The 25,480-nt window shown below is 48.1% G+C and carries 26 protein-coding genes; 12 read left to right on the top strand and 14 right to left on the bottom strand.

Going from position 1 to position 25,480, the window contains the following annotated elements:
• Positions 1-256: 256 nt before the first annotated feature.
• The 8 genes from JNN12_02845 to JNN12_02880 all read right to left on the bottom strand — a co-directional run bounded on the left by JNN12_02845 (position 257) and on the right by JNN12_02880 (position 8,044).
• A complete protein-coding gene (locus JNN12_02845; protein MBL7977252.1) occupies positions 257-1,702 on the bottom strand; it encodes a helix-turn-helix domain-containing protein in 1,446 nt (481 codons plus the stop codon).
• A gap of 213 nt (positions 1,703-1,915) precedes the next feature.
• Positions 1,916-3,163, bottom strand: a complete 1,248-nt coding sequence (locus tag JNN12_02850) for an HlyC/CorC family transporter (GenBank protein MBL7977253.1) — start codon at positions 3,161-3,163, stop codon at positions 1,916-1,918.
• A gap of 5 nt (positions 3,164-3,168) precedes the next feature.
• Positions 3,169-4,005, bottom strand: a complete 837-nt coding sequence (locus JNN12_02855; protein ID MBL7977254.1) for an enoyl-CoA hydratase/isomerase family protein — start codon at positions 4,003-4,005, stop codon at positions 3,169-3,171.
• Between the two features lie 96 nt (positions 4,006-4,101).
• On the bottom strand, positions 4,102-4,989 hold the full coding sequence (locus tag JNN12_02860; protein ID MBL7977255.1) for a hypothetical protein: 888 nt from the start codon (positions 4,987-4,989) through the stop codon (positions 4,102-4,104).
• Between the two features lie 52 nt (positions 4,990-5,041).
• Positions 5,042-5,527: a hypothetical protein gene (locus JNN12_02865; protein ID MBL7977256.1), complete on the bottom strand. Its 486-nt coding sequence runs from the start codon at positions 5,525-5,527 to the stop codon at positions 5,042-5,044.
• A gap of 38 nt (positions 5,528-5,565) precedes the next feature.
• Positions 5,566-6,336 (bottom strand): PspA/IM30 family protein, encoded by a 771-nt coding sequence (locus JNN12_02870; protein MBL7977257.1) that lies wholly within the window; start codon positions 6,334-6,336, stop codon positions 5,566-5,568.
• A 178-nt stretch (positions 6,337-6,514) separates the two neighbouring features.
• The gene (locus JNN12_02875; GenBank protein MBL7977258.1) at positions 6,515-7,846 is read right to left on the bottom strand and encodes a thymidine phosphorylase; all 1,332 of its coding nucleotides are present in this window, start codon (positions 7,844-7,846) and stop codon (positions 6,515-6,517) included.
• A gap of 39 nt (positions 7,847-7,885) precedes the next feature.
• Positions 7,886-8,044, bottom strand: a complete 159-nt coding sequence (locus JNN12_02880) for a hypothetical protein (protein MBL7977259.1) — start codon at positions 8,042-8,044, stop codon at positions 7,886-7,888.
• A gap of 146 nt (positions 8,045-8,190) precedes the next feature.
• On the opposite strand from JNN12_02880, the gene JNN12_02885 reads away from it, so the two are divergent.
• The 6 genes from JNN12_02885 to JNN12_02910 all read left to right on the top strand — a co-directional run bounded on the left by JNN12_02885 (position 8,191) and on the right by JNN12_02910 (position 12,979).
• A complete protein-coding gene (locus JNN12_02885) occupies positions 8,191-9,474 on the top strand; it encodes an ABC transporter permease (GenBank protein MBL7977260.1) in 1,284 nt (427 codons plus the stop codon).
• Positions 9,475-9,490: 16 nt separating this feature from the next.
• Positions 9,491-10,714, top strand: coding sequence for an ABC transporter permease (locus JNN12_02890; protein ID MBL7977261.1), 1,224 nt, complete (start codon positions 9,491-9,493; stop codon positions 10,712-10,714).
• A 32-nt stretch (positions 10,715-10,746) separates the two neighbouring features.
• Positions 10,747-11,439, top strand: coding sequence for a ribose 5-phosphate isomerase A (gene rpiA, locus JNN12_02895; GenBank protein ID MBL7977262.1), 693 nt, complete (start codon positions 10,747-10,749; stop codon positions 11,437-11,439).
• A gap of 197 nt (positions 11,440-11,636) precedes the next feature.
• Entirely contained in the window at positions 11,637-12,059 is a 423-nt protein-coding gene (locus JNN12_02900) for a hypothetical protein (GenBank protein MBL7977263.1), read from the top strand.
• A 58-nt stretch (positions 12,060-12,117) separates the two neighbouring features.
• Positions 12,118-12,561 (top strand): helix-turn-helix transcriptional regulator, encoded by a 444-nt coding sequence (locus tag JNN12_02905; GenBank protein MBL7977264.1) that lies wholly within the window; start codon positions 12,118-12,120, stop codon positions 12,559-12,561.
• A 76-nt stretch (positions 12,562-12,637) separates the two neighbouring features.
• Entirely contained in the window at positions 12,638-12,979 is a 342-nt protein-coding gene (locus JNN12_02910) for a hypothetical protein (GenBank protein ID MBL7977265.1), read from the top strand.
• A 119-nt stretch (positions 12,980-13,098) separates the two neighbouring features.
• Here the strand turns inward: JNN12_02910 and JNN12_02915 are convergent, their stop codons facing one another.
• Positions 13,099-13,368, bottom strand: coding sequence for a transposase (locus JNN12_02915; protein MBL7977266.1), 270 nt, complete (start codon positions 13,366-13,368; stop codon positions 13,099-13,101).
• A 225-nt stretch (positions 13,369-13,593) separates the two neighbouring features.
• Between JNN12_02915 and JNN12_02920 the strand changes: the two genes are divergently transcribed.
• The 6 genes from JNN12_02920 to JNN12_02945 all read left to right on the top strand — a co-directional run bounded on the left by JNN12_02920 (position 13,594) and on the right by JNN12_02945 (position 20,992).
• Complete coding sequence (locus JNN12_02920; GenBank protein ID MBL7977267.1) at positions 13,594-14,676, top strand: hypothetical protein; 1,083 nt, start codon at positions 13,594-13,596, stop codon at positions 14,674-14,676.
• Between the two features lie 170 nt (positions 14,677-14,846).
• Positions 14,847-15,980, top strand: a complete 1,134-nt coding sequence (locus tag JNN12_02925) for an OmpA family protein (protein MBL7977268.1) — start codon at positions 14,847-14,849, stop codon at positions 15,978-15,980.
• 156 nt (positions 15,981-16,136) lie between these two features.
• Positions 16,137-17,423 carry a hypothetical protein gene (locus tag JNN12_02930; GenBank protein MBL7977269.1) on the top strand — a complete coding sequence of 429 codons (1,287 nt, stop codon included), beginning with the start codon at positions 16,137-16,139 and terminating at the stop codon, positions 17,421-17,423.
• Positions 17,424-17,494: 71 nt separating this feature from the next.
• The gene (locus JNN12_02935) at positions 17,495-17,869 is read left to right on the top strand and encodes a BlaI/MecI/CopY family transcriptional regulator (GenBank protein MBL7977270.1); all 375 of its coding nucleotides are present in this window, start codon (positions 17,495-17,497) and stop codon (positions 17,867-17,869) included.
• Positions 17,870-17,894: 25 nt separating this feature from the next.
• The gene (locus JNN12_02940) at positions 17,895-19,712 is read left to right on the top strand and encodes a M56 family metallopeptidase (GenBank protein ID MBL7977271.1); all 1,818 of its coding nucleotides are present in this window, start codon (positions 17,895-17,897) and stop codon (positions 19,710-19,712) included.
• Positions 19,713-19,726: 14 nt separating this feature from the next.
• Entirely contained in the window at positions 19,727-20,992 is a 1,266-nt protein-coding gene (locus JNN12_02945; protein ID MBL7977272.1) for a hypothetical protein, read from the top strand.
• 134 nt (positions 20,993-21,126) lie between these two features.
• On the opposite strand, the gene JNN12_02950 is transcribed toward JNN12_02945, so the two are convergent.
• The 5 genes from JNN12_02950 to JNN12_02970 all read right to left on the bottom strand — a co-directional run bounded on the left by JNN12_02950 (position 21,127) and on the right by JNN12_02970 (position 25,477).
• Positions 21,127-21,762, bottom strand: a complete 636-nt coding sequence (locus tag JNN12_02950; protein ID MBL7977273.1) for a hypothetical protein — start codon at positions 21,760-21,762, stop codon at positions 21,127-21,129.
• On the bottom strand, positions 21,759-22,502 hold the full coding sequence (locus JNN12_02955; protein ID MBL7977274.1) for a hypothetical protein: 744 nt from the start codon (positions 22,500-22,502) through the stop codon (positions 21,759-21,761). The genes JNN12_02950 and JNN12_02955 overlap by 4 nt, the downstream gene beginning before the upstream one ends.
• A gap of 15 nt (positions 22,503-22,517) precedes the next feature.
• Positions 22,518-23,507, bottom strand: coding sequence for a hypothetical protein (locus JNN12_02960; protein MBL7977275.1), 990 nt, complete (start codon positions 23,505-23,507; stop codon positions 22,518-22,520).
• An 11-nt stretch (positions 23,508-23,518) separates the two neighbouring features.
• The gene (locus tag JNN12_02965) at positions 23,519-24,217 is read right to left on the bottom strand and encodes a hypothetical protein (protein ID MBL7977276.1); all 699 of its coding nucleotides are present in this window, start codon (positions 24,215-24,217) and stop codon (positions 23,519-23,521) included.
• A 180-nt stretch (positions 24,218-24,397) separates the two neighbouring features.
• Complete coding sequence (locus JNN12_02970; GenBank protein ID MBL7977277.1) at positions 24,398-25,477, bottom strand: 2-oxoacid:ferredoxin oxidoreductase subunit beta; 1,080 nt, start codon at positions 25,475-25,477, stop codon at positions 24,398-24,400.
• Between the last annotated feature and the right edge of the window lie 3 nt (positions 25,478-25,480).

Here is a 25,480-nt window from a genome sequence, read left to right on the forward strand (position 1 = left end):
TTCTGTAAGCACGGTATGGCACTACCAAAACCAGCCAGATAAAGTACCAAACACATATCGTTGAACTTACCAGGAACAACGGTGCCCGCACTAGGAGAAGCATTAAAGGCGATTCGGGCTTACATTTAAATAACAGTATCGAATCCAACGGAGCAGCACCGAAAGCCGAACGCAAAATCCGAAATTCACCCCTGTAAAGCGCCTATTTATAAGACGAAAACCCTAATTCTGGCGACAATGTCCGATATATTGGCTCTTATGTCTGATTTGTACCGGGCAACTCCTGTTGAACTGTTTTAATATATTGTGAAGGCTGCACGCCAAATTGCTCTTTAAAAACCTTTGCAAAATAATCCGGGGTATTGAACCCAACCGCATACGCCACTTCCGAGATGCTACCTGCACCTTGTTCCAATAAATGTTTGGCACGCTCCAAACGATAGTTGCGGAGAAACAAGACAGGAGACAACCCCGTGAGTGATTGTATCTTCCGCTGTAATTGACGCGGACTAATGTTAAGCGCCTGTGCCAACTCTGCTACATTCAGCCGAGGATCGTCTATGCGCCTTTCAATTAGATTTTGCATCTGCTTGAGAAACTGCACATCCGCAGATACCACTTCTATGGGGCGTGGAATTACCGTGGGAGCAATTTCTTCAGGAAGCACCGCTTTGATTGGTGGTACTGGTTTAGGTTCCGTGACTGGCAATGGGGTCTTTTGGTGCTCAACCACCGACTCGGTATCAGGCCGTAAAGGCGCTTTGGTGCGCTTCAGCCTGCGTACAAGACGGATTAAGAATTGCCAAAGCAACCAGGCGGCCAGTATTCCTCCGAAAACGCCCCCCACCAACAACCAAGGCGAGAAGGCCATTGCTTTCTGGATTCTATCCCACCAAGTGGCTTGGCCGACCAACTTCACATCGGTCCAATTTGCAGCAGCATCTTGATTCTCCACTCCACACCAAGCAGACTTAATGATGTCTAAGCCCTCGCCGTCATTATCGTTGTTTCCTGCCAACAAGCGGATGTGCATCCAAGACTTTGCTTCCAAAAGCCCCAAAGAAGCCCACGGAACCATCATCTCCACCACATAACCATCGTCTTCGTCGTCATTCATGTTCGCACTGCCCGACGCAACACTTTTTACATAATACACCACATCCTGATCTACGATTTTGGGTAATTGCGCATCTAAGGCCGGAACGGGGTTTCCACGCAGTACAACCGTTCTTCCCAATAAATCCGTCACCAATTGGTAATCCGATGACGAAAAGGTAGATGTTGGTTCCCCTTTTGTATGTACATACAACTCTACAGAGTCGTTTAGGTAAAGGTAAGCCAATGTATCCACCGGAATGGTACGCCCTGTTGTATCAATCGGAACGGGTTTGACCAAGCCTTCAATGGGCAATTTATCCTTGGGTAGTGCAATCAGATGTCGGTCTCGTACCGTAAAATAAGCGTATAAAGCATATCCATCCCATGCAAGTGCGATTTGCGTTACGTTACGCCTGTTTTTGCCTTTAGAAGGGGTGGAAAACGTTTTGTAAGGCACGTCTGCCCATTCATCCGACTTTCCGTCCACCTCAACAAGGCCGTGCATATATGGAATTTCAATTTTACCACACTGCGCATATAGCCAGACAGGACCCAAAAATAAAACCATTACTCCCAAGCGTATTCCATGAGAAATACGGGGCATCAAGTTGCCGTTTGGGTAAGTTATATTTAGAGTCATGTAAAGAGGAGACAAAATAACTCAGGAATTCAGGTCGGTCTAAGTTAATCATCAAGACGGCATTCCCGACCGAATCGTTCCGGATATTTTTTTATGGATGCCTTTTTTAATGAAACGTCAAATTCAGCGGGTAAAAAAACAAACTTGAAGGCTTGAATGAACGTAGATGGGCGTTACTCATGAGATGCGGTTCAGTTTTACCAGATCAACACGCTTAGGTGTTGCCTTGAGAATGGTCACAGCATACTGATCGAAAATATAGTGGCTATGCACTTCGGGTACCTTGCCTGTTTGATGTAAGATATACCCCCCCATCGTATCATAGTTTCCTACAGGAATCGTGAACCCGTATTGTTCCCGCAATACATGTATTTCGGCATCTCCACGAACCGACCACGTATTGGGCCCTATAACCCGAACGGGCGTATGATCTGGGTCAAACTCATCTTCTATCTCCCCAATCAGTTCTTCAAGCAAATCCTCCATTGTAACCAATCCAGACACCCCGCCATGCTCGTCCACCACCAATGCAATAGAGGTTTTTTCTTTCAAGAGAGACTGAAGTAACTTATTGGTAGGCTGCGCTTCTGGTACAAACTTAATGGGACGTACAATACTTTCCAACGAAGCGGGATGATGGAAGAGGTCGTGTACCAATACATATCCCACCATATTGTCCAGGTGTTGTGCATAAACAGGAATTTTCGAGTAACCCGTTTCCGTAAAAACCCGCCGCACATCGGAAAGGGATGTATCTATGCGAAGAGCGGTAATCTGGGTACGGCTAACCATCACTTCTCGGACGCGGGTTTCACGTAGTTCCAGCACATTGGAAACGAGTTCGCGTTCATCTTCGTCAATCTTGGGGTCCGGCTCTGGGGTTTCATTAAATCGTTCACTTAATAAACTCTCCAAATCTGGTATTAAGTAGGGGCTGACAATACGGTTCTGAATGCGCAATAGGTGGGCAATGCCTTGTGAGAGCCATCCGGCGGGTTGAATGATTGGAAAAAGAAGCCAATAGGACCACATGAGGGGGCGGGCAAGACGAAAAATCCATTCATTAGGCTGTTTTTGCACCAAATGCTTGGGCAATATCTCCCCAAGGAACAAAACCGTCAGAAATCCAACCAAAATTTGTATGGTCAATAGAAGGGCAGGTGACCCCTGAAAGGGTTGCAACACTTCGGACAAGAGAAAAGCAAGGGCGGTGGCATATAAAACCAACCCTAAGACGGTCCCCACCAACGTGGTCGTAAACAGACGAATGGGATTGTGAAGAAAAACCTCGACAGCCTTGCCATTTTCGCCACGGGAAGCACACTCAATTTCGGCTTTATAACGGTTGGCCGTTACAAATGCAGACTCCGCTGCTGCAAAAAACGCCAGAAGCAGCAACAATATGACCGTAATTAGGAACAGCATGGCTTTTATTCACCAGTAAAATGGGGTGCACGCTTTTCAAGAAAGGCCCCCACCCCTTCCGAAAAGTCCTTGCTCGACACGATCTGGCCAAACAACGTCGCTTCTAATTGAAGCCCATGAGCAAGTGGTAATTCAGACGCTTGTAATGCTTCCAATGCCATTCGGATGCCAAGAGGAGCACGTGCGGTAACGATACGCAGCATTTTCTTGGCGGCAGATAACAACTCTTTTTGCGGAACCACCTGACTCACCATCCCCAAGCCATAGGCCCGTTGCGCATCAATAGGCTTTCCCGTTAAAATCATCTCGGTCGCAATTCCAAGACCTACCATTCGAGGCAACCGTTGGGTGCCGCCATATCCGGGGATCAAACCCAAGTTTAGCTCTGGCTGGCCAAAAACAGCTTGCTCTGAAGCAATTCTCAGGTGACATGCCAGAGCCAATTCACACCCACCGCCCAAGGCAAATCCATTTACTGCAGCCAATACGGGTTTGGGCATTTGCGCCACCTGATTAAAAACCCCTTGGCCTTTTGTGGCCAACAATTGGGCCTGTAGTGGGGTTAGGTTCCTAAATTCAGCAATATCTGCCCCGGCTACAAAGCTACGTTGCCCTGTGCCCGTTATAATGACTCCTTTTACGTCTTCATCATAACGTGCCATCGAAAGGGCTGCGCTTAGTTCGCGCAAGACCAATTCATTGAGGGCATTATGCTTATCGGGTCGGTTGATGGTGACCAACGCAAGCGCATCTCCAGTAACCGTATAACCTTTGCTGTCTGTTGCTTCCCGGTCAATCACATAATGCAGGGTCTCAAAAATCGTTTCGGTGGTTGAAGACATTATTTTAGGGATTAATTTGGACCGGATCGCCCGGAAAAAACAAACCGTAAAGGGGGTTGGTGCGTAACCTCTCCTCTTTACGGCCCTATTCGATCGTTAATTTTTGACACGTGTTCCGGTGGAGGTGGTCTCGGAAGGCGAATATGCCTCTATGCCGTCCAGAATGTTTCCCGAACTATTAAACACATCTTCCAACTCCGAAACCGAAGCTTGGGTCTCCTCTACCTCGTTCAAAAGCGTATCCAGTTGAAACGTGATGCCTTCCGGATCTTTCATAGAAAGCGACTGCTCGTGAATAAACCGGATTACATCTTCGATGGTGGCCATCTGTGCATCCAGAATTTCTTTGTTTTCCTTCAGTCGTTTACGTTCCTCTAAACTTTTTTCCAGAATAGTAAGGCGTCGCTGTTTCACAGAACGAACTTTGGGCGGATCATCCTCCATATCCCGACGCAAATCCTCGATGGCACGGGCAATCTCCAATTCACGGTTATCCGATTGAAGCATGTTGTACCGCTCTTTCGTGTGAAGCATTGTCAGGTATGAATCCATCAGACCTTCAATTTTTCGCAAATGACTATCCAAAAGCGATTGAGACGCCGTACTTAGTTTTTTATAGTTACTGGCAATATCGTCCCGATATTTTTTAAGCCGGACATACCGCTCCAAACTGTTTCTGCTCAGTTGCTTCAGTCGTTCCGTCGGCGTATTGGCTTGTTTAGACATTTCGGCATTTACCCGCGAGCGAACCGCACGCTGGAACCGCTTATCCTTAGGCATTATCCCCAAATACATCAGTTCGGCACCAAAAGTGGACAGCAAGATCATGTTACGCAAGAATTCTCCTGCTTCCCCCGGTGCGATGATCATCGTTCCTAGCACCATCGCCATCGCAGAGATGAGGAAAGTGAGGTTCCAAGGCATCAAAAATGCTTCTTTCTGAAAGTTAATATGCGAATCGTTGCTCATTGTACCTCGGTACATGTGGTTCGTGAGACAAAGGTTATCTGCCTCGTGTTATAATAGTGAATCGGCACTAAATCCCGCGTTTCCGACCAACACTCCGTGCTTCTTCCGGATGCTCACCCACTTCCGACTCCTTTTCGGCTGATCTGGGTCGTCCTATGGACTTATCCCCCTCTGCAGGGGTATCCGAAGCACTGCGGGGCGGGGCGTCTAAGGGCATTCCTCCCATTTCAAGTTTCATCTGCCGGATCAAATCGGCCGCACGTGCTTTCTGTGCGTCCTCCTCGCTCACCTGAGGAACGGGTGTTGAAAGGTCCAAACCAGCACTTTCCAACGCCATTTCCATCTTCACTTCAGTCCGTATGGATTCTCGGTTCAGCCGCTCCACCATTTCTTCGTGGGTTGCCGCCACACTGTCTGGCAAAGCAGTCCCTTGCACGGCACCCAGTATGGTTTTTTTGCGCTCGGCCTCGGCTAATTTTTGCTTCAGTGCCCGGAGTTGTAACAAATGCTGTTTTTCCTCGGCCTTGATGCGTTCATATTCTTTGGGATCCATCCTGATTCAGGGTCTAAGCGTCAAAAAAAGTATGGCCTTTATACGCCCTCGCGTGTACGACTTGCGGACGAACCGCCTGAAGAACCTGTTTCGTCTGGAATATCCAACAAGCTCTTGCGTTGCCCGGCAGGAGCACCGCCACCAACACCCATTTCCAATTTAAATTGGTTCACAATCTCGGAGGCACGGATGCTTTGGGCATCTTCTTCGATCTTCATGGCTTGCGTATCAATGGAGTCTAAAGCAATCTCCATACGAGCTTCCGACTTTGCGGTTTGCTCATTGATCTTTTGGATCATCTCATCGTGTGTGGCAGAAATACCACCGACTTCAAATTGTTCGAGGGTATCGGCCACTTTTGCTTGCCATTGGGCCCGTTCGTGGGCGCGCAGTGCTTCTTTGGCCTCCTGAATTTTGCGGTCTTTTTCCCGCATAAAGGCTTTTTTCACCTGAAGCGCTTTGTCGTAGGCAGCGGCGGCGAACTGTAATTGCTCTTTCGCAGATCCAAGCGACGCCTTTACCTGTTCGTACCGGATGGCGTATTGCTGTGCAATATCTTCGCGGTTAGCCTGAATGCCCGCCTTTATCTTAGAGGTCAAATCGGCCAGTTCGGCTTCATACTTGGCCACTTCTTTTTGGAGCAACATCACATTGGCCTTTACCGTGGCAATATTTTCATTCATCTTCGGAACCTGATCATTCAGTTCCCGAATATTCTCTTCAAGGATTAGTTTTGGATCTTCGATGGTAGAGACCAATCCGCCAAAGAGGGATTTAACTGCACGGACAAATCGTTTCCAGATGGACATAATACATTTCGGTTTAGAGGTTTTGATCGTAAGGCAATCCTACGCACTTATTAGGGCTTGGATACGCAAAACGCTTATGAAGTTTCAAATAAAGTGCAAGATAAACATTCAGGCCACCATTCCCCAAGGATTATTCTACCCTAAATGCCAAATTTATACGGTGTTTACCCAAGCCGCTTCAACCAGCCTGTTTTCCTGTTACCCGTTGCATGAGCAAAGGGGCCGATGCAGGCATTTCTTCGCCAAAACGATAGGCCGAGACTACGGCATGTTGTAGCGACGATACATCGTCTGCTTTGTGGGTGTATAAGGTTGCCAACCGCGTTCCGGGATGTACTGCGCTGCCAGGCTTACAATGTAGATAAATACCAGCACCTGGATCTACCGGATCCTCTTTTTTCATCCTCCCTGCGCCTGTCAACACAGCCGTTTTCCCAATGGTTAAGGCATCCACCTCTTGGACATAGCCCACAACGGTATCCGACGCATATATGTCATAGGCTGGTGCGAGATTAGGATACGTATTGGTATCCTCTAATACACGCGGATCACCGCCTTGTGCGTCAACAATTTTCAATAATTTATCAAATGCCTTGCCATTTATTACTACTTCTTGCGCCATTTCGCGCCCCACTTCTGGGGTTTCGGCTACGCCACCCAAACACAACATCTCGCCTGCCAAAGCATACGTCAGTTCCATGACTTCTGGCACATTTTCCCCTTTCAGACACCGAACGGACTCTTCCACTTCCAGCCAGTTTCCTACTGCTTGCCCCAGTGGTGCATTCATATTGGTGATCCACCCAACGGTTGGTTTGCCAAAAGCTTCACCAATTTCCACCAATGTTTGGGCCAGCTTTTGGGCCTCTGGCTCGGTTTGCATAAAAGCACCCCGTCCACATTTTACATCCAATACCAAGGCGTCAATCCCCTCTGCCAGTTTTTTGGACATAATAGAAGAGGCAATAAATGGGATAAACGGTACGGTGGCCGTTACATCCCGAAGGGCATAGAGTTTGCGGTCTGCGGGTGCAATTTCTGGCGTTTGCCCGATCAAAACCAAGCCATTTTGTTGTAATTGTTCGCGATATTCCGAGATACTTAGGTTTACCTTAAAGCCGGGAATGGATTCTAATTTATCTAAGGTTCCACCCGAATGCCCCAAACCACGGCCAGAAATCATGGGAACGGGCACGCCGCACGCCGCCACAATGGGCGCAAGCGGCAACGAGATTTTGTCTCCTACCCCACCCGTAGAATGTTTATCCACCTTGATGCCCGGTAAATCACTTAAATCAAGCACTTCGCCGGAATACAACATCGCTCGCGTGAGGGTTTGGGTTTCGGCATCGCTCATGCCCCGAATAAAAGCGGCCATCAGAAAAGCGCTCATCTGGTAGTCCGTAACATCTCCATTCGTGTATGCCGCCACCAACCACTGGATGGCTTCATCGTTCAGGGTGGCTCCGTCACGTTTTGCGGTCAGGATGTCAATAATATTGAGGTGCATGATGCAAATAGGTTAAGGTTCGTCGTCAACACAAATTGCTTAAAACAGCGAATAAATAAAAGGCGCCAAAGCCGAGCCATTCGCCAGAACGATTAACAGGCTCAGCAAAACCAAGACCACAACAATGGGAACCAACCAATATTTTTTCCGGACTTTCAAAAAGTCCCAAAAGGCGAGAAGTATGCTTGTTTTGGCCATAAACAAAAATAAGAGGGTTGTTTAAAGTGGTAAGTTACGAAAATTTATGACCGCTATTTAGCCTGAATGTGTTTTGTGGCGTAACTTCGCCAATCAGCAGGCGTACTTTTTAAAATTATGCCTCCATATCACCCAATCTGAATCATATGCGTTTCATCAATGAAGTGTGGGAAGGTCTTCGGATTGCTTTCTTGGCCATTCGGAACAATAAATTGCGTTCTGGCCTCACCACCTTGGGCATTATTATCGGGATTGTGATGGTCACTTCTATGTTTACGGTGATCAATGGCATAGAACGATCGTTCGACAACAGTGTTTCTATGCTTGGAAACGATGTATTGCGGGTTCAACGGTTTCCATGGGGCGCCCAGCCTGGCGATTGGTGGAAATACATCAACCGCCCCAACATAGAGCCGGAACTTGCCGAGACCATTCACAACCGCTCTTCCTATGCAAAAGCCGTTGCCCCGGTAGCCTTTTATGTTTCTAATGTAAAATATAAAAGCAACCAGATCAAAGGGGTTTTTATGCAGGCTTCCACCCCAGCATATAGCGAGATTAACCAAATTAAGTTAGACAGTGGGCGCTTCTATACCGAGGAAGACAACCGAACCGCACGAAATGTGTGTGTATTAGGGGTTGATGTCTTGGAAGCACTTTTCCCCAACGAGCAGCCTTTGGGCAAGAAAATCAAATTAATTTCGCAGTCTTTCCAGCAAACGGGGCCGGGTGGCATGGGCATACAAATGAAAGAAAGCCAACAGCATTGCGAAGTAATTGGCGTGCTTGCGAAGCAAGGGAAATTCTTAGGGCTTTTTTCGTTCGATACCCAAATTCAGATGCCGTATAACACGATGAAGAAAGTGTTTGGCATCAATAAACAAGGACTTCAGGTACAAGTGCGGGTGGATTTGGCCGAGATGGACGCCGCCCAAGACGAATTAACGGGCATTATTCGTGCATCCCGCAAAGTTAAACCGGGGGATGCCGATAATTTTGCCATTAACCGCCAAGAAGCCTTTCGACAACAATTTGATGGCATTAAGGCCGTCATTTATTCCGTTGGGATTTTTCTTACAGCTTTGTCCTTGCTTGTTGGTGGAATTGGTGTGATGAACATCATGTTTGTCTCCGTAAAAGAACGTACCAAAGAAATTGGCATCCGAAAGGCCATTGGCGCGCCAAACCGGGCTATTCTGGGCCAATTTTTGTTTGAAGCAGTGGTGATTTGTGTGTTTGGTGGGCTTATTGGAATCGTCCTCTCCTTCGGTGTAACGGCTTTTATTAATACCCTGTTTACCGCGGTAATGTCGGTGGGGACGGTTGTCTTGGCTTTTAGCATTTGTGTTTTGGTAGGCATTATCTTTGGTTTTATTCCAGCATGGTCTGCTGCTAACGCCAACCCGATCGAAGCATTACGCTACGAATAATTTTTTCCACACAGCTATGAATCTTGAATTTATCAAAATGGCCTGGGGGGCGATCATCGCGAACAAATTGCGATCTGCCCTCACGTTATTAGGGATGGTGATTGGTGTCTTTTCGGTGATTGCCTCGGTTACGGCAGTTTCGGCCATAGACTCCAGTTTTAATACCACGATAGATTTTTTGGGGTCATCTACCTTTACCCTTCAGAAGTTTCCCGGCGTCCAGTTTGGGCCGAGTGACGAGCGTATTCGGAATCGAAAAAACCTGACCTACGACCAAATGCTGCAATTACGCCGCCGGAGTACGTTGGCCACCTCGGTAAGTGCAGCGGGTTTTTTCCCGACCGTTCAATTACGTTACAAAGACCGAAAAACCAATCCTAACGTACAATTGCAAGGCTCGGATGAACACTGGGCAGTGAACAACAGCTACGAACTTGGTTCTGGACGTTTTTTAACCGATGGAGATGTACAATACGGCCGCCCCGTAGTAGTCTTGGGGACAGAAGTCGTAAGCAAGCTCTTCGAAACAGAAACCCCGATCGGTAAAGACATTTTGGTAGGCGGACATCGGATGACGGTGATAGGCGTACTCAAGCAAAAAGGACAGAGTTTCGGTCAAAGCCAAGACAACTTAGTTGTGGCCCCTATTACCACTCTTTTTGTGCAATATGGCGATCCAGATCAGAACATAGACATTCTTGTTCGGGCCAAAAACGTGGAAATTCTGGCTGAAAGCATTGACGAAAGTATTGGTATTTTTCGGGCCGTTCGCCGTTTGGATGCCAAAGAAGACAATGACTTTGAAGTGATTACCAACGACTCGGTGGTGGAAACGTTTACGGGTTTTACGGCTTATCTGACCTTGGGCGGCGCGGGTATTGGTTTGATTGCGCTCTTGGCTGCAGGGATTGGCATTATGAATATCATGTTGGTCTCGGTAACGGAGCGCACGCGGGAAATTGGCATTCGGAAATCCATTGGGGCCAAAAAAGGCGATATTTTACGTCAATTTTTGTATGAAGCGGTGTTCTTGTGTCAAATTGGCGGCGTATTGGGAATTTTAATGGGCATCGGAACGGGCAATATTTTATCGCTCATGTGGGAGACGCCACTTGTTGTACCCTGGGGCTGGGCGTTTGGCGCAGTAGCAGGTGTCACGGCCATCGCCTTGATATTTGGCGTTTATCCTGCTTGGAAGGCTGCAAATCTGAGGCCCATAGATGCCTTACGCTACGAATAAATGGCCGTATTTGATCGAATTTACCAAAAAACATGATTTCTCCCAAACAACGGGCTGGCGAAGCGGCTGCCGCTTTGATAGTAGATGGAATGAACGTGGGGCTTGGAACAGGCTCCACGACGGCTTTTGCAATTGAAGCCCTTGGGCAGCGCATTCGTGAAGAAGGCTTACGGATTCGCGGTGTACCTACCTCTTTTTTTGCTGAACGTCTCGCTCGGCAATCGGGCATTCCGCTTATCAGTTTAGACGAAATCGCCACCTTAGACTTGGCCTTCGACGGAGCCGACGAGGTGGATCCGGCGTTTAACCTGATTAAAGGACGCGGCGCGGCGCATACCCGCGAAAAAGTGGTGGCCGCACAAGCCAAACGCTTTGTGGTCTTGGTAGATGACTCCAAAATGGTCGAGAAATTGGGTCTCAAGATGCCGCTTCCAATAGAGGTACTGCCCATGGCGCTTGGCCCCATAACAAGGGCATTAGAAAACATGGGCGCGCTCCCCGAATTGCGCATGGGACTACGAAAAGATGGCCCGGTGGTGAGCGACCAAGGGTTTTGGGTGGTGGACGCGATATTTCCGGAGGGGCTGCCTGAATTAGACATGCTCAACCAAACCCTACTCCAAATGCCGGGTATTTTAGATCACGGCCTGTTCCTGCATATGGCCACCGATGTGCTCATCGGCCACGAGAATGGTCAACTTTCGCACCAAAAGCGCCCCGTATAGCCTTTTCAACTTCTAAGGCATTGGTGAATTATACCAAGACCTCTTGCTCGTGATTTCCTTATAAGTTAACTTTTTAATACACCCATACAACCCAGTAGTAATAATTAATGTGTCTAAAAAATTCAGCCTCGAAGCGATCCTGATAGCAGAAGGACGCGGAAACGCTCTTTTATACCATCCGTTTCGAAAACGAATCTTTGTCTGAGTTCGGCAAATTTTTAGACCACGATGAGAACCAGCAGGAGCCAGAGTTTGAAGCACTTATTGAGCCACTGTTTTATCTGTGCGAACAGCGTTCTTTTTCTTCCCAGTTCTTCAAAAAAGAAAAATATGCCCCGCCTACTTGTGCGTTTTTCTATTCAGGGCAGCTACGGTTATATGGTTGTTTGTACGGAAGCGAGATTTTTGTGGCAGGTAACGAGGACATTAAAAACACCCCGACCATCCAACAAGACCCACAATTAAACACTTGCTACGAAGACATAAAAATAGTTGAGGAAAGCATAGACCTCGAAATAATCGAAAAGCGTAGCATTAAGGTTGGTGTTGCAGGATTTATAGACCTACAAACCAACCAACGCATCACTTATCGGCCCTTCAATTTGGATCAAGACGACTGAGACCCTCAAAAAAGTTCAGGCCATCCGTAGCACAATTCCAACATGGAACAAACGTTGGATGCGCAAAAGCATAGACATCGCCCTCCAAATCCAAGACATCCTACAACGGAAAGGTTGGACACAAAAGGAATTGGCAGCACATACGGAGCAACGCCCTTCTTTCATTAGTCGTATTTTGGCTGGAAAAACCAATATGACCTTGCAAACCATTGCCCGTATCGAGGACGCACTGGGCGAGAATCTTTTGGTGGTTCCTAAGTATGTACATGAAAGCAAAACGATGCCATTCTACCAAAGTGAGTTTCCCTACTCACCAGCCAATCAGCCCAGAACCATCGCACAAGATTATCCGCAACGTTGGCGGTCAATTCTAAACGTCCATGATTTGTCGGACGCGCACCACCAAACGTTGTCTTATGCCCCAACAACATTGGGTGTCCAAAAGCCGCACTTTTCATCTCATACACAAAAGACTACCCCATGGATCGCCTCGCCTAATTAGTGTCATTCAGTTAGAAGAATATATTGTAGAGCAACCCCTCTATTCGCTTGATGAGCAAATAGAAACAAACTTGCACGTGGGTTTCTATCTTGAATACTTGCAGCCTTTTTCGGATGCAGAAGCCAGAGGAAAAGTCCACTTTGGGGTACAAATAACATCCGAGGCTTCCGAAATGCCTAACTTCGAGTGTAGGGTATTGGGTACATTTGTTTTATTGGAGCCAGATGCTTATAATCAGATTCCTTCTTTTGACCAAATGTTTCTGCATACTGTCTTTAGCATCCTCTATGGGATCATTCGGGCACTGGCTATACAAGTATCGGCAACCGCTCCTAAGGGGAAATTGATGCTCCCACTTGTTGATCCTACAAGCATTGTACAAGATTACCTTTCTAAAAACACCTCATTCACAGATTAACATCCTTTATAAAATTTTTCATTCTTGGTGTTTATTACCTCGGCAACCAACCAAAAGTGGTTTGTTAGCAAAGTTTTGGTTTTTGCAACTGACATCGTCCCCTTTTCACGGACACAGCGTTAAGTTAGAAAAGTAGCGTTCCTCAAACTTGTCGGGGCGAAGATACCCCAGTGCCGAATGCCTCCTTTTCGGGTTGTAGGAGCAGGCGATGTAACGGTACTCTTCCAGTTGTACAACACCTGTTCGCTCACACCGAGCAGTTCGGCCACTTCTTTTACGACCTTGCCGCTTTGCAGCATCCGCACTGCTTCTTGTTTGAACGTCCTGTCATACTTGCGCCGCAACCGGTTCGCACTTGCAGGACTTACTTGTTGTTCTTGTTTCTTCATGACACAATATTAAGTTAGGTCTGTGTCCGGCTAAATTAGACCACCTCAAGGGGAAACCGGTCTAAATGATGTAGATGCCCCTGCAAACACGGCATCTTGGTCTGTTAGCATATATCATCAAGCAGGTACGGGCTATGGAAAGAATTCTTTACAGACCCTTGCCATTTCTGGTACAGGTGTGTATGTTCTGTCCAAATTCTTCTTTACAGATGCAAATAAATCCACATGTCTGGTTTTGGGTGTGAACAATGTGGCGCCAATCTCAAATTCCAGCCCGGAACCACCGCGCTGAAGTGTCCGTATTGTGGTTACCTCAATCCAGTTCCAGAAATAGCGTCCAGTGGTATTCGAGAACACGATTACCGAGACTTTTTGGAACAGGCGCAAGCAGGCGAACAACTCGTCGAGGTGCTGACAGTGAAATGCCCTTCCTGTGCAGCAGAAACCACCTTCGATCCCAATATATCCTCTTCAAGTTGCCCGTTTTGCGGCACAGGATTGGTTCAGACCACACAGTCGCAAAAACAAATAAAACCAGAGGCGGTTCTACCCTTTCAGGTGGCCCGTAAGGAGGCATTAGGCGCCTTTCGTAATTGGCTGGGGAGTTTGTGGTTTGCCCCCAATAAACTGCAAAAAGCAGCACGACACGAAGAAGACTTGAATGGTGTGTATTTGCCTTTTTGGACTTACGACACGCAAACCACAACCCACTATACGGGTCGTCGAGGTAAGTACTATTATGAGACACAATATGTGACTGTGCGTGATAGCAATGGCAATACCCGACAAGAAGCCAGACAGGTACAAAAAATTCATTGGTATCCGGCCTCAGGAACGGTTTTTAATGTGTTTGACGACGTCTTGGTCTGTGCTTCGGACGCACTGCCCGTTCATTATACGGAAAACCTCGAACCTTGGGACCTAAGCGCGTTAATCCCTTATCAGGATGCCTTTTTACAAGGGTTTCGGGCAGAAAGCTATCATATTCCTTTGGAGAAAGGGTTTGAACAGGCCAAGCGCAGGATGCACCCCATCATAGAAGCCACCATTTGTCGGGACATCGGTGGAGATGTACAAGACGTTACGAGCACGCAAACACAGTATCAGAACATTACGTTTAAACACATCTTGCTTCCATTATGGATCAGTGCTTACCGATATTCGGGCCGGGTCTATCGGTTTGTTGTCAATGGGCGTTCTGGCGAGGTGAAAGGCGAGCGACCGTATAGCTGGGTGAAAGTCGCCTTCGCTATTATTGCATGTGTCTTATTTGCAACCCTTTTATACTTTCTTTTCTCTTACCGCTAAGACCGAAGCAGGTGTGATGCAACACATGCCGTGTTTGGTATCTATTTTGCCGCAATGCCAGTTTAAAATAAACTATTTTTCAAGCCTGGCGTGGATTGGCAAGACTTTTGTACAGAATCATCCAGAGCTATCTTCAGGCACTATACTCGTTACATTCAAACAGCATCGTCATGCGTGTTAAGACTTACATTATTTCGGCATTTTTGCTATTTATGGGCTTCCCTACATCGGTTTTGGCTCAAAGCAATCCATACCGTGGCAGTCAGGCATATTTGGGCCTCTCTGGCGGAGTTTATGGGTATCAAGGACGCATTGATCTCGAAAACGCGGTCAATACGGCAACCGCCTCCAAGTGGTACCCCGGAGCAGCTATCCATGCCTCTTTTCCGATCCGGCCCAATGCCGTGTATTTTCGGGGCGTCGTGGGTGCATCCAATTTTTCGGGCGATACCCAATTTTCATACGCCCAAAACGCATTTGGTGCTAAACCCGTTGTTTGGTTAGAATCTCAGGCCGTTTTCCCGATTCTCCGCAATGGGGGAATGGTGTTGCCTTATCTTTTTGGGGGCTTTGGGGCCTTTGTCGCCGATCCTTTCGAGGGATTCCGGAAAAACACCGAAGTCCCTGGGGCTGGCAATAATAAGCCAGATCGCTCCGCTTTTTCTTTTCCAGTAGCAGGCCTCGGGGTGGATTTCGCCCTATCCAAAAAAATGTCGGTTTTTGTGGAAGGAACCTACCGCTATCACTGGAATTTCTTGGTGAAAAGCCCCAGTCATCCGTTCAGTACTTCCTTTATAGCAGGTGGACTTCGCTTCGGATTACCCAGTCGAGGACTGGGCGTGGCTACCGATCAAACGCCACCCGAAATTCCACAGCCCCGTGAAATTCCCGTTTACGACCCGCCTGCCGCCGAAGTACCGCAACCTCCAGCCCCTCAGGGCTGTACCCTGTCGGTTTTAAATAGTGTCAATTTTAATTATAACAAAGATGAATTGGACGCTGCTGCAAGGTCTTTGCTTGATGAAAACATCGCAGAACTTAACCGCTCAGCTACATGTTGTGTACGAATCTTGGGCTATACCGACGAAGCAACCTCGCCAGCAAACGCCCTGCGGATTTCCGAAAGCCGCGCACGAAAAGTGTATGACTATTACGTGTCTAAAGGGATAGACCCGTCTCGACTCCGCATGGCCGCAATGGGAGAGGCACAGCCAAACTGCAATAAATCCGATCCTGGAAAGGGTTGTCGTTTTAATCGTCGGGTGGAGTCCAAGCCCGTGGACTGTAGCAATTTGGGGCAATAGGATTGTTCAATATCGTACGTCTTTGAAGCCGGGACTCTTTGGGTTCCGGCTTTTTGGGTTTATGAAAAGGGTTCTGTGGATTTCCTTTAAGAAACCCGCTTATCGTTGAAAAAAGCCGTTTATTAACTCCAATTTTTCAGTCCCGTTACCTTGCTTATGTCTTTCCTCCTTGCAAACGATCCCGAAACACCGTCCATCCTTTTGAAGGAATTGGGACAAAATCCTCCGCAAGACCTTGTCCTTGCCCTTTTGTCTAATCCCAATACGCCTACGGAAATACTGTGGCGCTTAGGACATCGTGCGCCCGAAGCCTTGCTCGAAAACCCAGTTCTGCCATTGCTCTTGATGGAAAATCCGCGCATATTTGCGGAGATGCAACCGGAAACCGCGCTAAAATTAGTGACGCACCCAAAGGCGTGGGACGAATTATTGTTACTCGCAACGCAAGGAAGACCCTTTATCCGACTCGCACTCACCCAACTCCCAAGCCCACCCAAGATGGTGCTGGACAAATTGATGCGTGACCGGAACCCACACATAAGACTGGCTGCTTCTTTGCATATCCTTCAACTGACGGAGCCAGAAACCGATTGGATGGACCGTGCGGATGCCCATGTGGTGGCTTTTTTGAAAGGACTTACACCAAGTACGTGGGAGGGCGAATTGTTTCGGCTTTGTTTGCGTCATTCACCACTACCCGATTTTGTTTTTGCCATCATGGCAGAGCATGGACAAGAATACGTTCGGGCAACCATTGCCGAAAATCCGTTTCTGCCGTCGAAGTGGAAAGAAAAACTCCGTTCAGATCGGTCGGAAACCGTGCGCTTGATTGCCCGAAAAGATTCACGGGTGAAGCACCAGCATACACCAACCGTATTTGGGGAACGGCAGACTGGAGTACCTCCAGAAGCGTTAGGGTTAGTTCATTCAGAAAGCCCCGAAGAATTGTTAAAACTTACCCAAAGCCCCGATGTGGCAATTCGGGAAGCGGTGGCCCTACATCCCCATACACCCGTCGAGGCGTTGGTTCAACTGGCCCGAAGCCAGGAAATGCGGATTCAGCGTGCGGTGGCCCGTAATCCCCATACACCACCCGAAGTGTTGGAAGAAATATTATCCGACCTGCGCCACATAGAACGCGATCTCGCCGATCACAATCCGGTGATGCGCCAGATTGTGATGAACATGCTGGGACGTTCTAAAGAGCCATATTTTTCTGTATTCTATTTGGTACAATGCCCCATCTTGGCGCCCGAACGTTTCGCGCACAAACGCAACGCCCTTTCATGGATCGAACGCTATGTATTGGCGCGGCATCCCGAAATTCCTCCCGATTGGCTCGCTGCTTTGCTCGATGACCCCAATTGCTATGTTCGTACATTGGCGTATATGCGGGTAAACAACCCTACCTTTGCTATTCCGGCGCTTATGTTAAAAAATTAACACCATCTCTTGACAAGCTGGCCATCTATATTGTACTTTAGATGTGTTAAAAAATTAACACATCTAAAGTTATGACCAATGAAGCCCTAAGCCGTCGTGAACGGCAAATCATGGATATTCTTTTTCGGATGAAAGAAGCCTCTGCCGAGGAAATCCGCGAAGCCATGGAAGACGCCCCCAGCAATGCCTCGGTACGCACGTTATTGCGCATTTTAGCCGAGAAACAACACATCCAGTACCGAACAGTAGGGAATAAGTACCTCTATTCACCTGCTACGCCCACCAATGAAGCGGGAAAATCGGCCTTGAAGCGGGTTTTAAATACGTTTTTTGGTGGTTCTGCCACCCAAGCCGTAGCCACGATGCTCTCGCGTAAAGAAATATCGGAACAAGAATTAGACGAACTGCAAACGATGATCAACAAAGCCCGTGAAGAAGGGCGTTAATTTCCATCTTTTTTTAGTCATTGTCATGGAAATAATCACTCCATTTCTGCCTTTTGTGGCTGATATACTCCTGAAAGGTGCTTTCCTACTGGCTGGCGGTTTTGTCTTAACGGGTCTGTTGCGCAAGGCTTCGGCAAAATGGCGACACCTTGTTTGGTCGGTGGTCTTATTGGGCTTGGCTGTTGTTACATTTTATGTTGCGATAAAACCAATACCCTCCCCAAAAATCAAGTACACCTTTATGCTGGAAGCACCGTTGCCGGAGCAAGCGCCTCACCTCTTTGACACCCAAAACCGTTACGGCATCTCTGCACCTTCGTTAAAAGAGTTACAGGAAGAACGGCTGTTAAACGACAAAGGAGGTGAAAACGATGATGAAAAGACGATGACCGTTAATGCTTTTATACCCAGCCCAGTCTTGGGAAAGATGGAGTATGGACTCCTCTTTATCTGGTTTACGGGCGCAGTTGGGTTATTGTTTGGAATGCTTCGTCAAGCGGTTTTGCTTAGGCGACTGAAGCGAGAAGCGCATTTAGTCACGTCACCGGAACTATTAGAATTAGCGCATTTACTAAAGGTTCAGCTTAAAATTCGTCGTTCGGTTATGTTTTTACATCACCCCATTGTGCTTTCGCCCATGACATGGGGAGCCTTTCGTCCGGTGGTAATGATCCCCACCGCTTGGTTGGACGAAGGCGACGACTCGCACGAGATGATGCTCCTTCACGAGCTTTCGCATGTGCGTCGGTGGGACTATCCGATCCACCAATTGGCACAAGTACTTTCTGCACTGCATTGGCCAACCCCCTTGATCTGGCTGGCGCGTAGGCAGATGTTGACGGAGCGTGAACGGGCCTGTGATGATGTGGTTTTGCAAAACGGTGTCCGTCCGTCGGACTATGCCGGAAAATTGGTGGCTTTGGCGCGTAATATGTTGGGTGGTAAGGTAGCACATGCTGGATTGGGTATGGCGCATGTTTCAGAGCTTAAAACCCGTGTAAATGCCATTTTGCACGAGTCCGAAGAGCGATTGGTGCGGTTGCAATGGGGCGGGGTCTTGGCGATGATGGGTTTGCTTACCTTGGTTTATGCCGAGTTTCCCCTTCGATTAAATGGAGTCACCTACTATCAAATGACCCTCTTGGAATGGAGTGGCGGCTATCGCGCATTGCATGGCGGCTTGGTGAGCAATGGAGACGAAATAGATGCAAATGCTCCGTTTGAAGAACGCATCGTGGGGCCTGAAGTCGCCGTGGAAATGCCGCAGAGGGAAGTGAAAACGCCTTTTCAGGGAGAAACGGAGTTGTCTCTTCGGCTGGAGAAATTGGAAACGGAAAAGGATACCTACCTCGAAAATTACGAATTGCTCAAAACCAAAATCCGGGCATTTGTAAATCCAGCCATCTATCCTAACAAAGCTCGTCTTAGACTAAACCATTTGCGGGCGCAACTCTATGGTTTAGAGCCTGAAAATCAGGAGTTGGAAAACCTTTTTTCGGCATTAAAGAAAACATTGGAAACGGGAAAACCCTTAGCAGGAAATAATAAAATTGGTTTTGAGGCCAAAATTAATTCTCTCTTTTCTATGGTGCACAAACAAGATAGCCGTTTATCGGTTATTGAAGCGGTTTATGATCCTTTGATTAAACACGAATATCACTACAAAATATTTGCCACAAAGGAGGCAATGGAGGCAACAACGACGCAATTAAGCCAAAATCGCCCGCATAAAAATACCCGATATAGGCTCATTACCCGTGACCAAAGATGGGAAAACAACCTCTATGTTGGCCCTTATACGGCACATGATCCTGTAATTATAAAAACCCTTCATACACCCTAATCTTCTAAATTAAGATGCAAAAATTGTTTTTCTGGCTGGCAATCTGGTGTTGCCTGCATGGGCAGAGCCATGCCCAAAATACCATTCAAAACGAACCCATTACCGTCTTTTTAGATTGTAATACATGCGATTCAGATTATTTTCGTACCGAAATCCCATTCGTTCAGTATGTCATAGATCGCTCCGCCGCCGACCTGCATGTGCTGTTTACCGTTGCTCAGACGGGGAGTGGGGGACAATCTTGGGCGATTGATTTTATTGGTCAGAAGCGGCTGGATGGTCGAAAAAACGGGCTTCGGTTCAATACTGAAAGTACGGCCACGAAAGACGAGGTGCGCCAAACGCAAGTCCGGTATCTGAAAGTTGGTTTATTGCCCTATGTCTTGGAAACCCATACATTCGACCAAGTGACGATCGGTTACGCGGCAAAGCAGAATACCGCCGAAAAGCCAACCGAAAAGTCCGACAAATGGAATAAGTGGACGTTTAGCCTAACCGGAGGTGGGAGCCTAAATGCACAATCCATTTATAGCGACCGTACCATGATGGTCTCGGCCAATGGAGACCGTACCACTGATCGGTGGAAAACAGGGGCTGGCGTGTATTTCCGTAAACAGGTGAACAAGGTGACGATCAATAATACACCCCGAACCTATACCCAAGAAAGCCAAAATGTGTATGGACGAGCCGTTTATAGCCTTGCACCGTTGTGGTCGCTGAAGTTATACAGCGGATTTACCCGCTCCACCTATGATAACTACGACGCGCAATTCTCCGTCTCGCCGAGTATTGAGTATAGCATTTTCCCGTACACGGAATCCACCAAGCGCTCGTTAAAGTTTCAGGTTGGACCAGACTTTGCCGCCACTCGGTATCTTCAAAAAACGGTTTTTGGCAAGTTGCAGGAGAATACATGGGGGCAGGTCTCTAAACTCATCATGCAATGGCAACAGCCTTGGGGGAGTATCAATGGCAGCGTAACGGCTTCTAATTTACTAAATGACCCTAAGAAAAACCGTTTTAGTGTGGGTGGCAATGTAGAATGGCGGGTGGTAAAGGGCCTTAATTTGGTGATGGGTGGGTATGCCTCGCGAATCAGAGACCAAATAAACCTTGTTCCGGAGGTAGGAGAAGACGAAATTCTGCTTCGGAACAAACTACTCGCCACCAACTTTGCGTACCAAACCTTTATGCAGATTCGCTATACCTTCGGATCACTTACAAACAATATCGTAAACACCCGTTTTGACGAAAGTGGCTTTTTTATCTATGGATTTTAAGCACACGCATTGCAAACCTGTCTAAGATTCTTTTCACAAAGCCGCGCATAAGAAGCGGCTTTTTTTATGATCGGATAACGAGAAGCAATAAACCCATAAGGTAAAACAACGGTCTCCACTTCGGCCTCGAAAGGTCACAAAAAGGTCCTCTTCCACCACGCATAAGCCACGTCCCAATCCAACGGAGTGACAGCATGTCCGGCATCGAGTCGGGCATGGGTTATGGCAAATCCATTATCCCTGAGCAAATTGGCCCAGCGGTGTGCCTCGCCGGGTGGTTCTTGTGCATCCGAAAAGCCAGAGGAAACCAAAACAGGTGTGGGGCGTGGCGGGGGGAATGTGGTGATGGCCGGAAATGGTACGGAGGGTCTTAGCATGATGGCGCCAGCCAGAAATCCGGGATGACGTTGAAGCAAAGCGCCAGCTACATTGGCACCATTAGAACGTCCAACGGCAATCAGTTGGGAGAGGTCAAAGCCCAGCGTGGCGGATAAATCCAGAACGGTTTGTCGGAGTTCATCGGTACGGAAGGCAAGGTCTTCTTCGTCGAAAACGCCCACGCGGAGTCGGGCAAAGTAGCGCAGTCGCCCATTTTCCGAAACATGTCCACGCAGTCCTAATAAATTAAATTCGGCCTCAAATGCAGTAGCGGCCTCGATCAATTCGGTCTCGTCACCGCCAGTACGGTGCAAAAGCAATAGGGTCTTGTGCTGTTGGGGGTTAGGAGCAGGCCGCCAGAAATAGGACAGGGGAGTAAAAAAGGGTTTCATACCGTATCAAAATATCGTTTAAACCAATCAAGTGCCAAGTCTAAGTCGTATGCCGTGATATTATGACCGGCATGAAGGGTGTGGTGCTCGGCCTTAAAGCCATTTTTGTGCAAGCGATGGGTCCAAGTCTCGGTTTCGCCTGGTGGTTCTAATGGGTCCAGTTTGCCGGATAAAACCAATATAGGCGTTTGTCGCGAGGTGTGGAAATCCAATTGATTGACCAATGGGATCATGGGACGCAATTGAATAACACCTGCCCAAAAGTCGGGAAAGAGTTGGAGCATACCGCCCGCAATATTGGCACCGTTAGAGTATCCCATGGCAACCATTTTTTGGGGATCAAAACCTTTTTCTTCCGCTAAAACATACAAAAAAGTTTGGAGGGCGATTGCCCGATCGGTCAAATCCTGTTCGTTAAGAATGCCTGTGGCGATGCGTTCAAAATATCGCGGCATTCCAGCCTCAAGGACGTTCCCCCTAACCCCCAACAAATTTACCGTAGCGCCAAAAGTGGCGCCGTATGGGAGTAATTGGGTTTCGTCACCACCTGTTCCATGTAAGAGGACCAAGGTATGTGCTGTTGCGGGTTGGGGGGCTTGTACCCAATGGTAGTGGTGATGATTCATGATAGCGCTTAGGTGATAAATAGAAGCGAAAAAAGGGAAAAGCCCGACCGCTTGCCCCCTTTTCCGTTGGATCATCATCATCCCGTTGCTTACATGCACCTGATGAGGCAGCAAGTCAACTGGAGTTTTTTAAACGGTACTTGGGCGCTCCGGTTCCGAGAATAGCGATTGTCCCCACTTGCGTAGCCAGCCGTGCCGCCACTCTCCACCGGAAATATACACTTCAGGTAGGCCGAAATACTGCATAAAGTGGTGTAAAATTTGAATACTGGCCACAAAGACATCCGATCGTCCATGCATCACGGCGGGGTTAAGGGCAAGGAGCGATTCGGGCGCGGTGTGTAAGAGGCGTTCAAACCACGCAGAAACCACTTGGTGGCCTAAAATCTTGCGGGTCATGTATTTCCGATCAAAAGCCAATGCCCCCGCTTCCATCAAGCCGAGGGCCATGCCTGCACCACTGGCCAGTATAAACGTGGGCTGTTCAGCATTAACCGAGAAAGGGAGCGTGTGCCAGCAGGCCGAAAGCCACTGGTCTGCGGTTTCGAGTTCTTTGCTCGAGGGCGGAATCTGGTGGAAACAACGTTCTCGCATCCGTACCGAACCTACATCGAAGCTATGGCGAAAGTGAAGTTCGCCGGAAGTGGCATCTCCCAAAACCAATTCGGTAGAGCCCCCGCCAATATCCATTACCAATACTGCCCCTGCCACTTGATCGGTAAACGAGGTAGCGCCTTGAAAGGCCAGTATGGCCTCCTCATCTCCCGTTAGTACTTCTATGTATAGGCCCGTTTCTTTAAGAAGATAGTCCCGAAGTACCGCCTGATTAACGGCGTCGCGACAGGCAGAAGTGCCGCCTACGCGAATAGCCTGCACCCCAAGTACATCTCCAATGGATTTATAGGCCAGTAATGCGTCACGAACGCGCTTCATGGCTACTGGCAATAGGGTGCGACTTGCATCTACGCCTTCGCCCAAACGGGCAAAACGCTGTTCTTCATAAACCGTTGTTACCCGACCATCGGGCCAGACATCGGCTACCAGTAACAAAACGGTATTGGTTCCCACATCAATGGTAGCAAGACGGTTAGCAGTGGGGTTTATAGGGGCAATATCCAATGTCCTAATCTTTAAAAAACAAGGTTATACATCCAGCCAAATACGAGATGAAGAACCGCATAAGTGGTCGGAAAGGATAATCCGGCACCAGCCACTACCTGCATTGGGGTATGCGCACCCACTCGTACGCGCGACCACATAAGAAGGGGGATCGTCAGGAAAAGCGGCCAAACCCATAGGGGCGTGACAATATCGAGTGTGGGAAGTCCCCAAATTTGTTGGGTAATGTAGAACTGTGAAGCCACAAAACCCGACATTCCGGTCATGTGGAGGGAAATTTTCCACCATTGGGTGATGGTGAGCATCAAGAGGGTATTGGCCACTTGCATCGCTACCAATGCAACAGCAAATGCCGGATGTAAATTAGTGAATTGGATCAAGGCCCAACCGCCTAAGACAGCACCGAACATGCCGAAGATCATCGGCGTATTTCGCGCTTCGCGCTCCCGAACTTCAACCGAGGATGTTCGCCCGGTTTTAACCATCCAGATCAGATATAGCAGGGGAATCACACAAAAAAAGAACGTCGTAATTCCGGTTACCGCCCAAACCTGGCTCTTGGGTCCGCCGAAATGTAGGGACCATAACGCCGCGCCTATCGGCGATAACGTGAGTGGATTCAAGGTGTACGATACGATATTGGCGACTTGATACGAGAAACCTGCGTCGTTTCGGGTGGTACCAGATAAGGGAAGCGAGGGGGAATTCATCGGTTTGGGGTTGGCATTTATAGAAGATTGGGCAAAATAGGATGCCACAGGTACGTATTGGATTAACAAGATGTTACGAACATAAAAACACCACGTTATAGAAGCGTTTTGTTCTTGATAAGATCAAAAGAGGCGGTCCCGATGAAGGCCGCCTCTTTAAGTGTTGCATCAAGGCGCGGCTTATTGGACTTCCCACGTATCCCCGCTGTTGAGCAAGGAAGCCAAACGGCCTTTTCCACGCTTTTGAAGGACTTCTTCCATTTGTTCCGCCACCTGCTGGTCATAGGTAGGACGGTTCTCCACATAAAATACCCCAAAAGGCCGGGGCATGGTTGCGTCGAACATCCGTGTGATCATCGTGGCCAGTTCACGGCTGGTTTCATCATAAACAATACAGTCGTCTGCAGAAACCCCCCCTTCTTCCAAAGAGACCACCTTGGGTTTTAAGCCTTCTAAACGGATCCCCTTTTTGCCATTATCGAACAGCAGGGGTTTGCCGTGTTCCACAAAGAGCGACCGGAAAGGCTTAGAGGCAGATTCGGTAAACTCGAAAAAAGCTCCGTCATTAAAAATATTACAATTTTGATAAACCTCAACCAATGAAGTACCCGTATGGGCATGGGCGCGCTTCAACATCGCCTGCATGTGCTTAGGGTCTCGGTCTAGCGAACGGGCCACAAAGGTGCCGTCGGCGCCAAGCGCTACCGCCGAAGGGTTAAACGGATGGTCTAAGGAGCCATATGGCGTGGATTTGGTTACCTTTCCTTGTTCGGAGGTCGGGCTGTATTGGCCTTTGGTGAGTCCATAAATCTGGTTATTAAAAAGCAAAACCTGAATATTAAGGTTGCGGCGCAAAAGGTGAATAAGGTGGTTGCCACCGATAGAGAGGGCGTCGCCATCGCCGGTAATCAGCCAGACATCCAACTCTGGCCGTGCTGTTTTAAGGCCTGTTGCAAAGGCGGGCGCACGTCCGTGTATGGAATGGAAGCCATAGGTGTTCATGTAATACGGAAACCGACTGGAGCAACCAATTCCCGACAAAAAGACTGTTTTTTCACGCGGTATGCCAAGGTCTGGCATGATGCGCTGGGTTTGTGCCAAGATAGAGTAGTCACCACAGCCTGGGCACCACCGAATATCCTGATCCGTCTTAAAACTGCTGGCGGTTAGTTTGGCCTCCGCATTTGCCCCATCGCCACCGAACATTCGACCCACAGCGGGTTTTTCCGAAAGGGTGGGCATGTTACCATTTTTTTGCATAGG

It is taken from the genome of Bacteroidetes Order II. bacterium, assembly GCA_016788705.1.
Taxonomy (GTDB): Bacteria; Bacteroidota; Rhodothermia; order Rhodothermales; family UBA2364; genus UBA2364.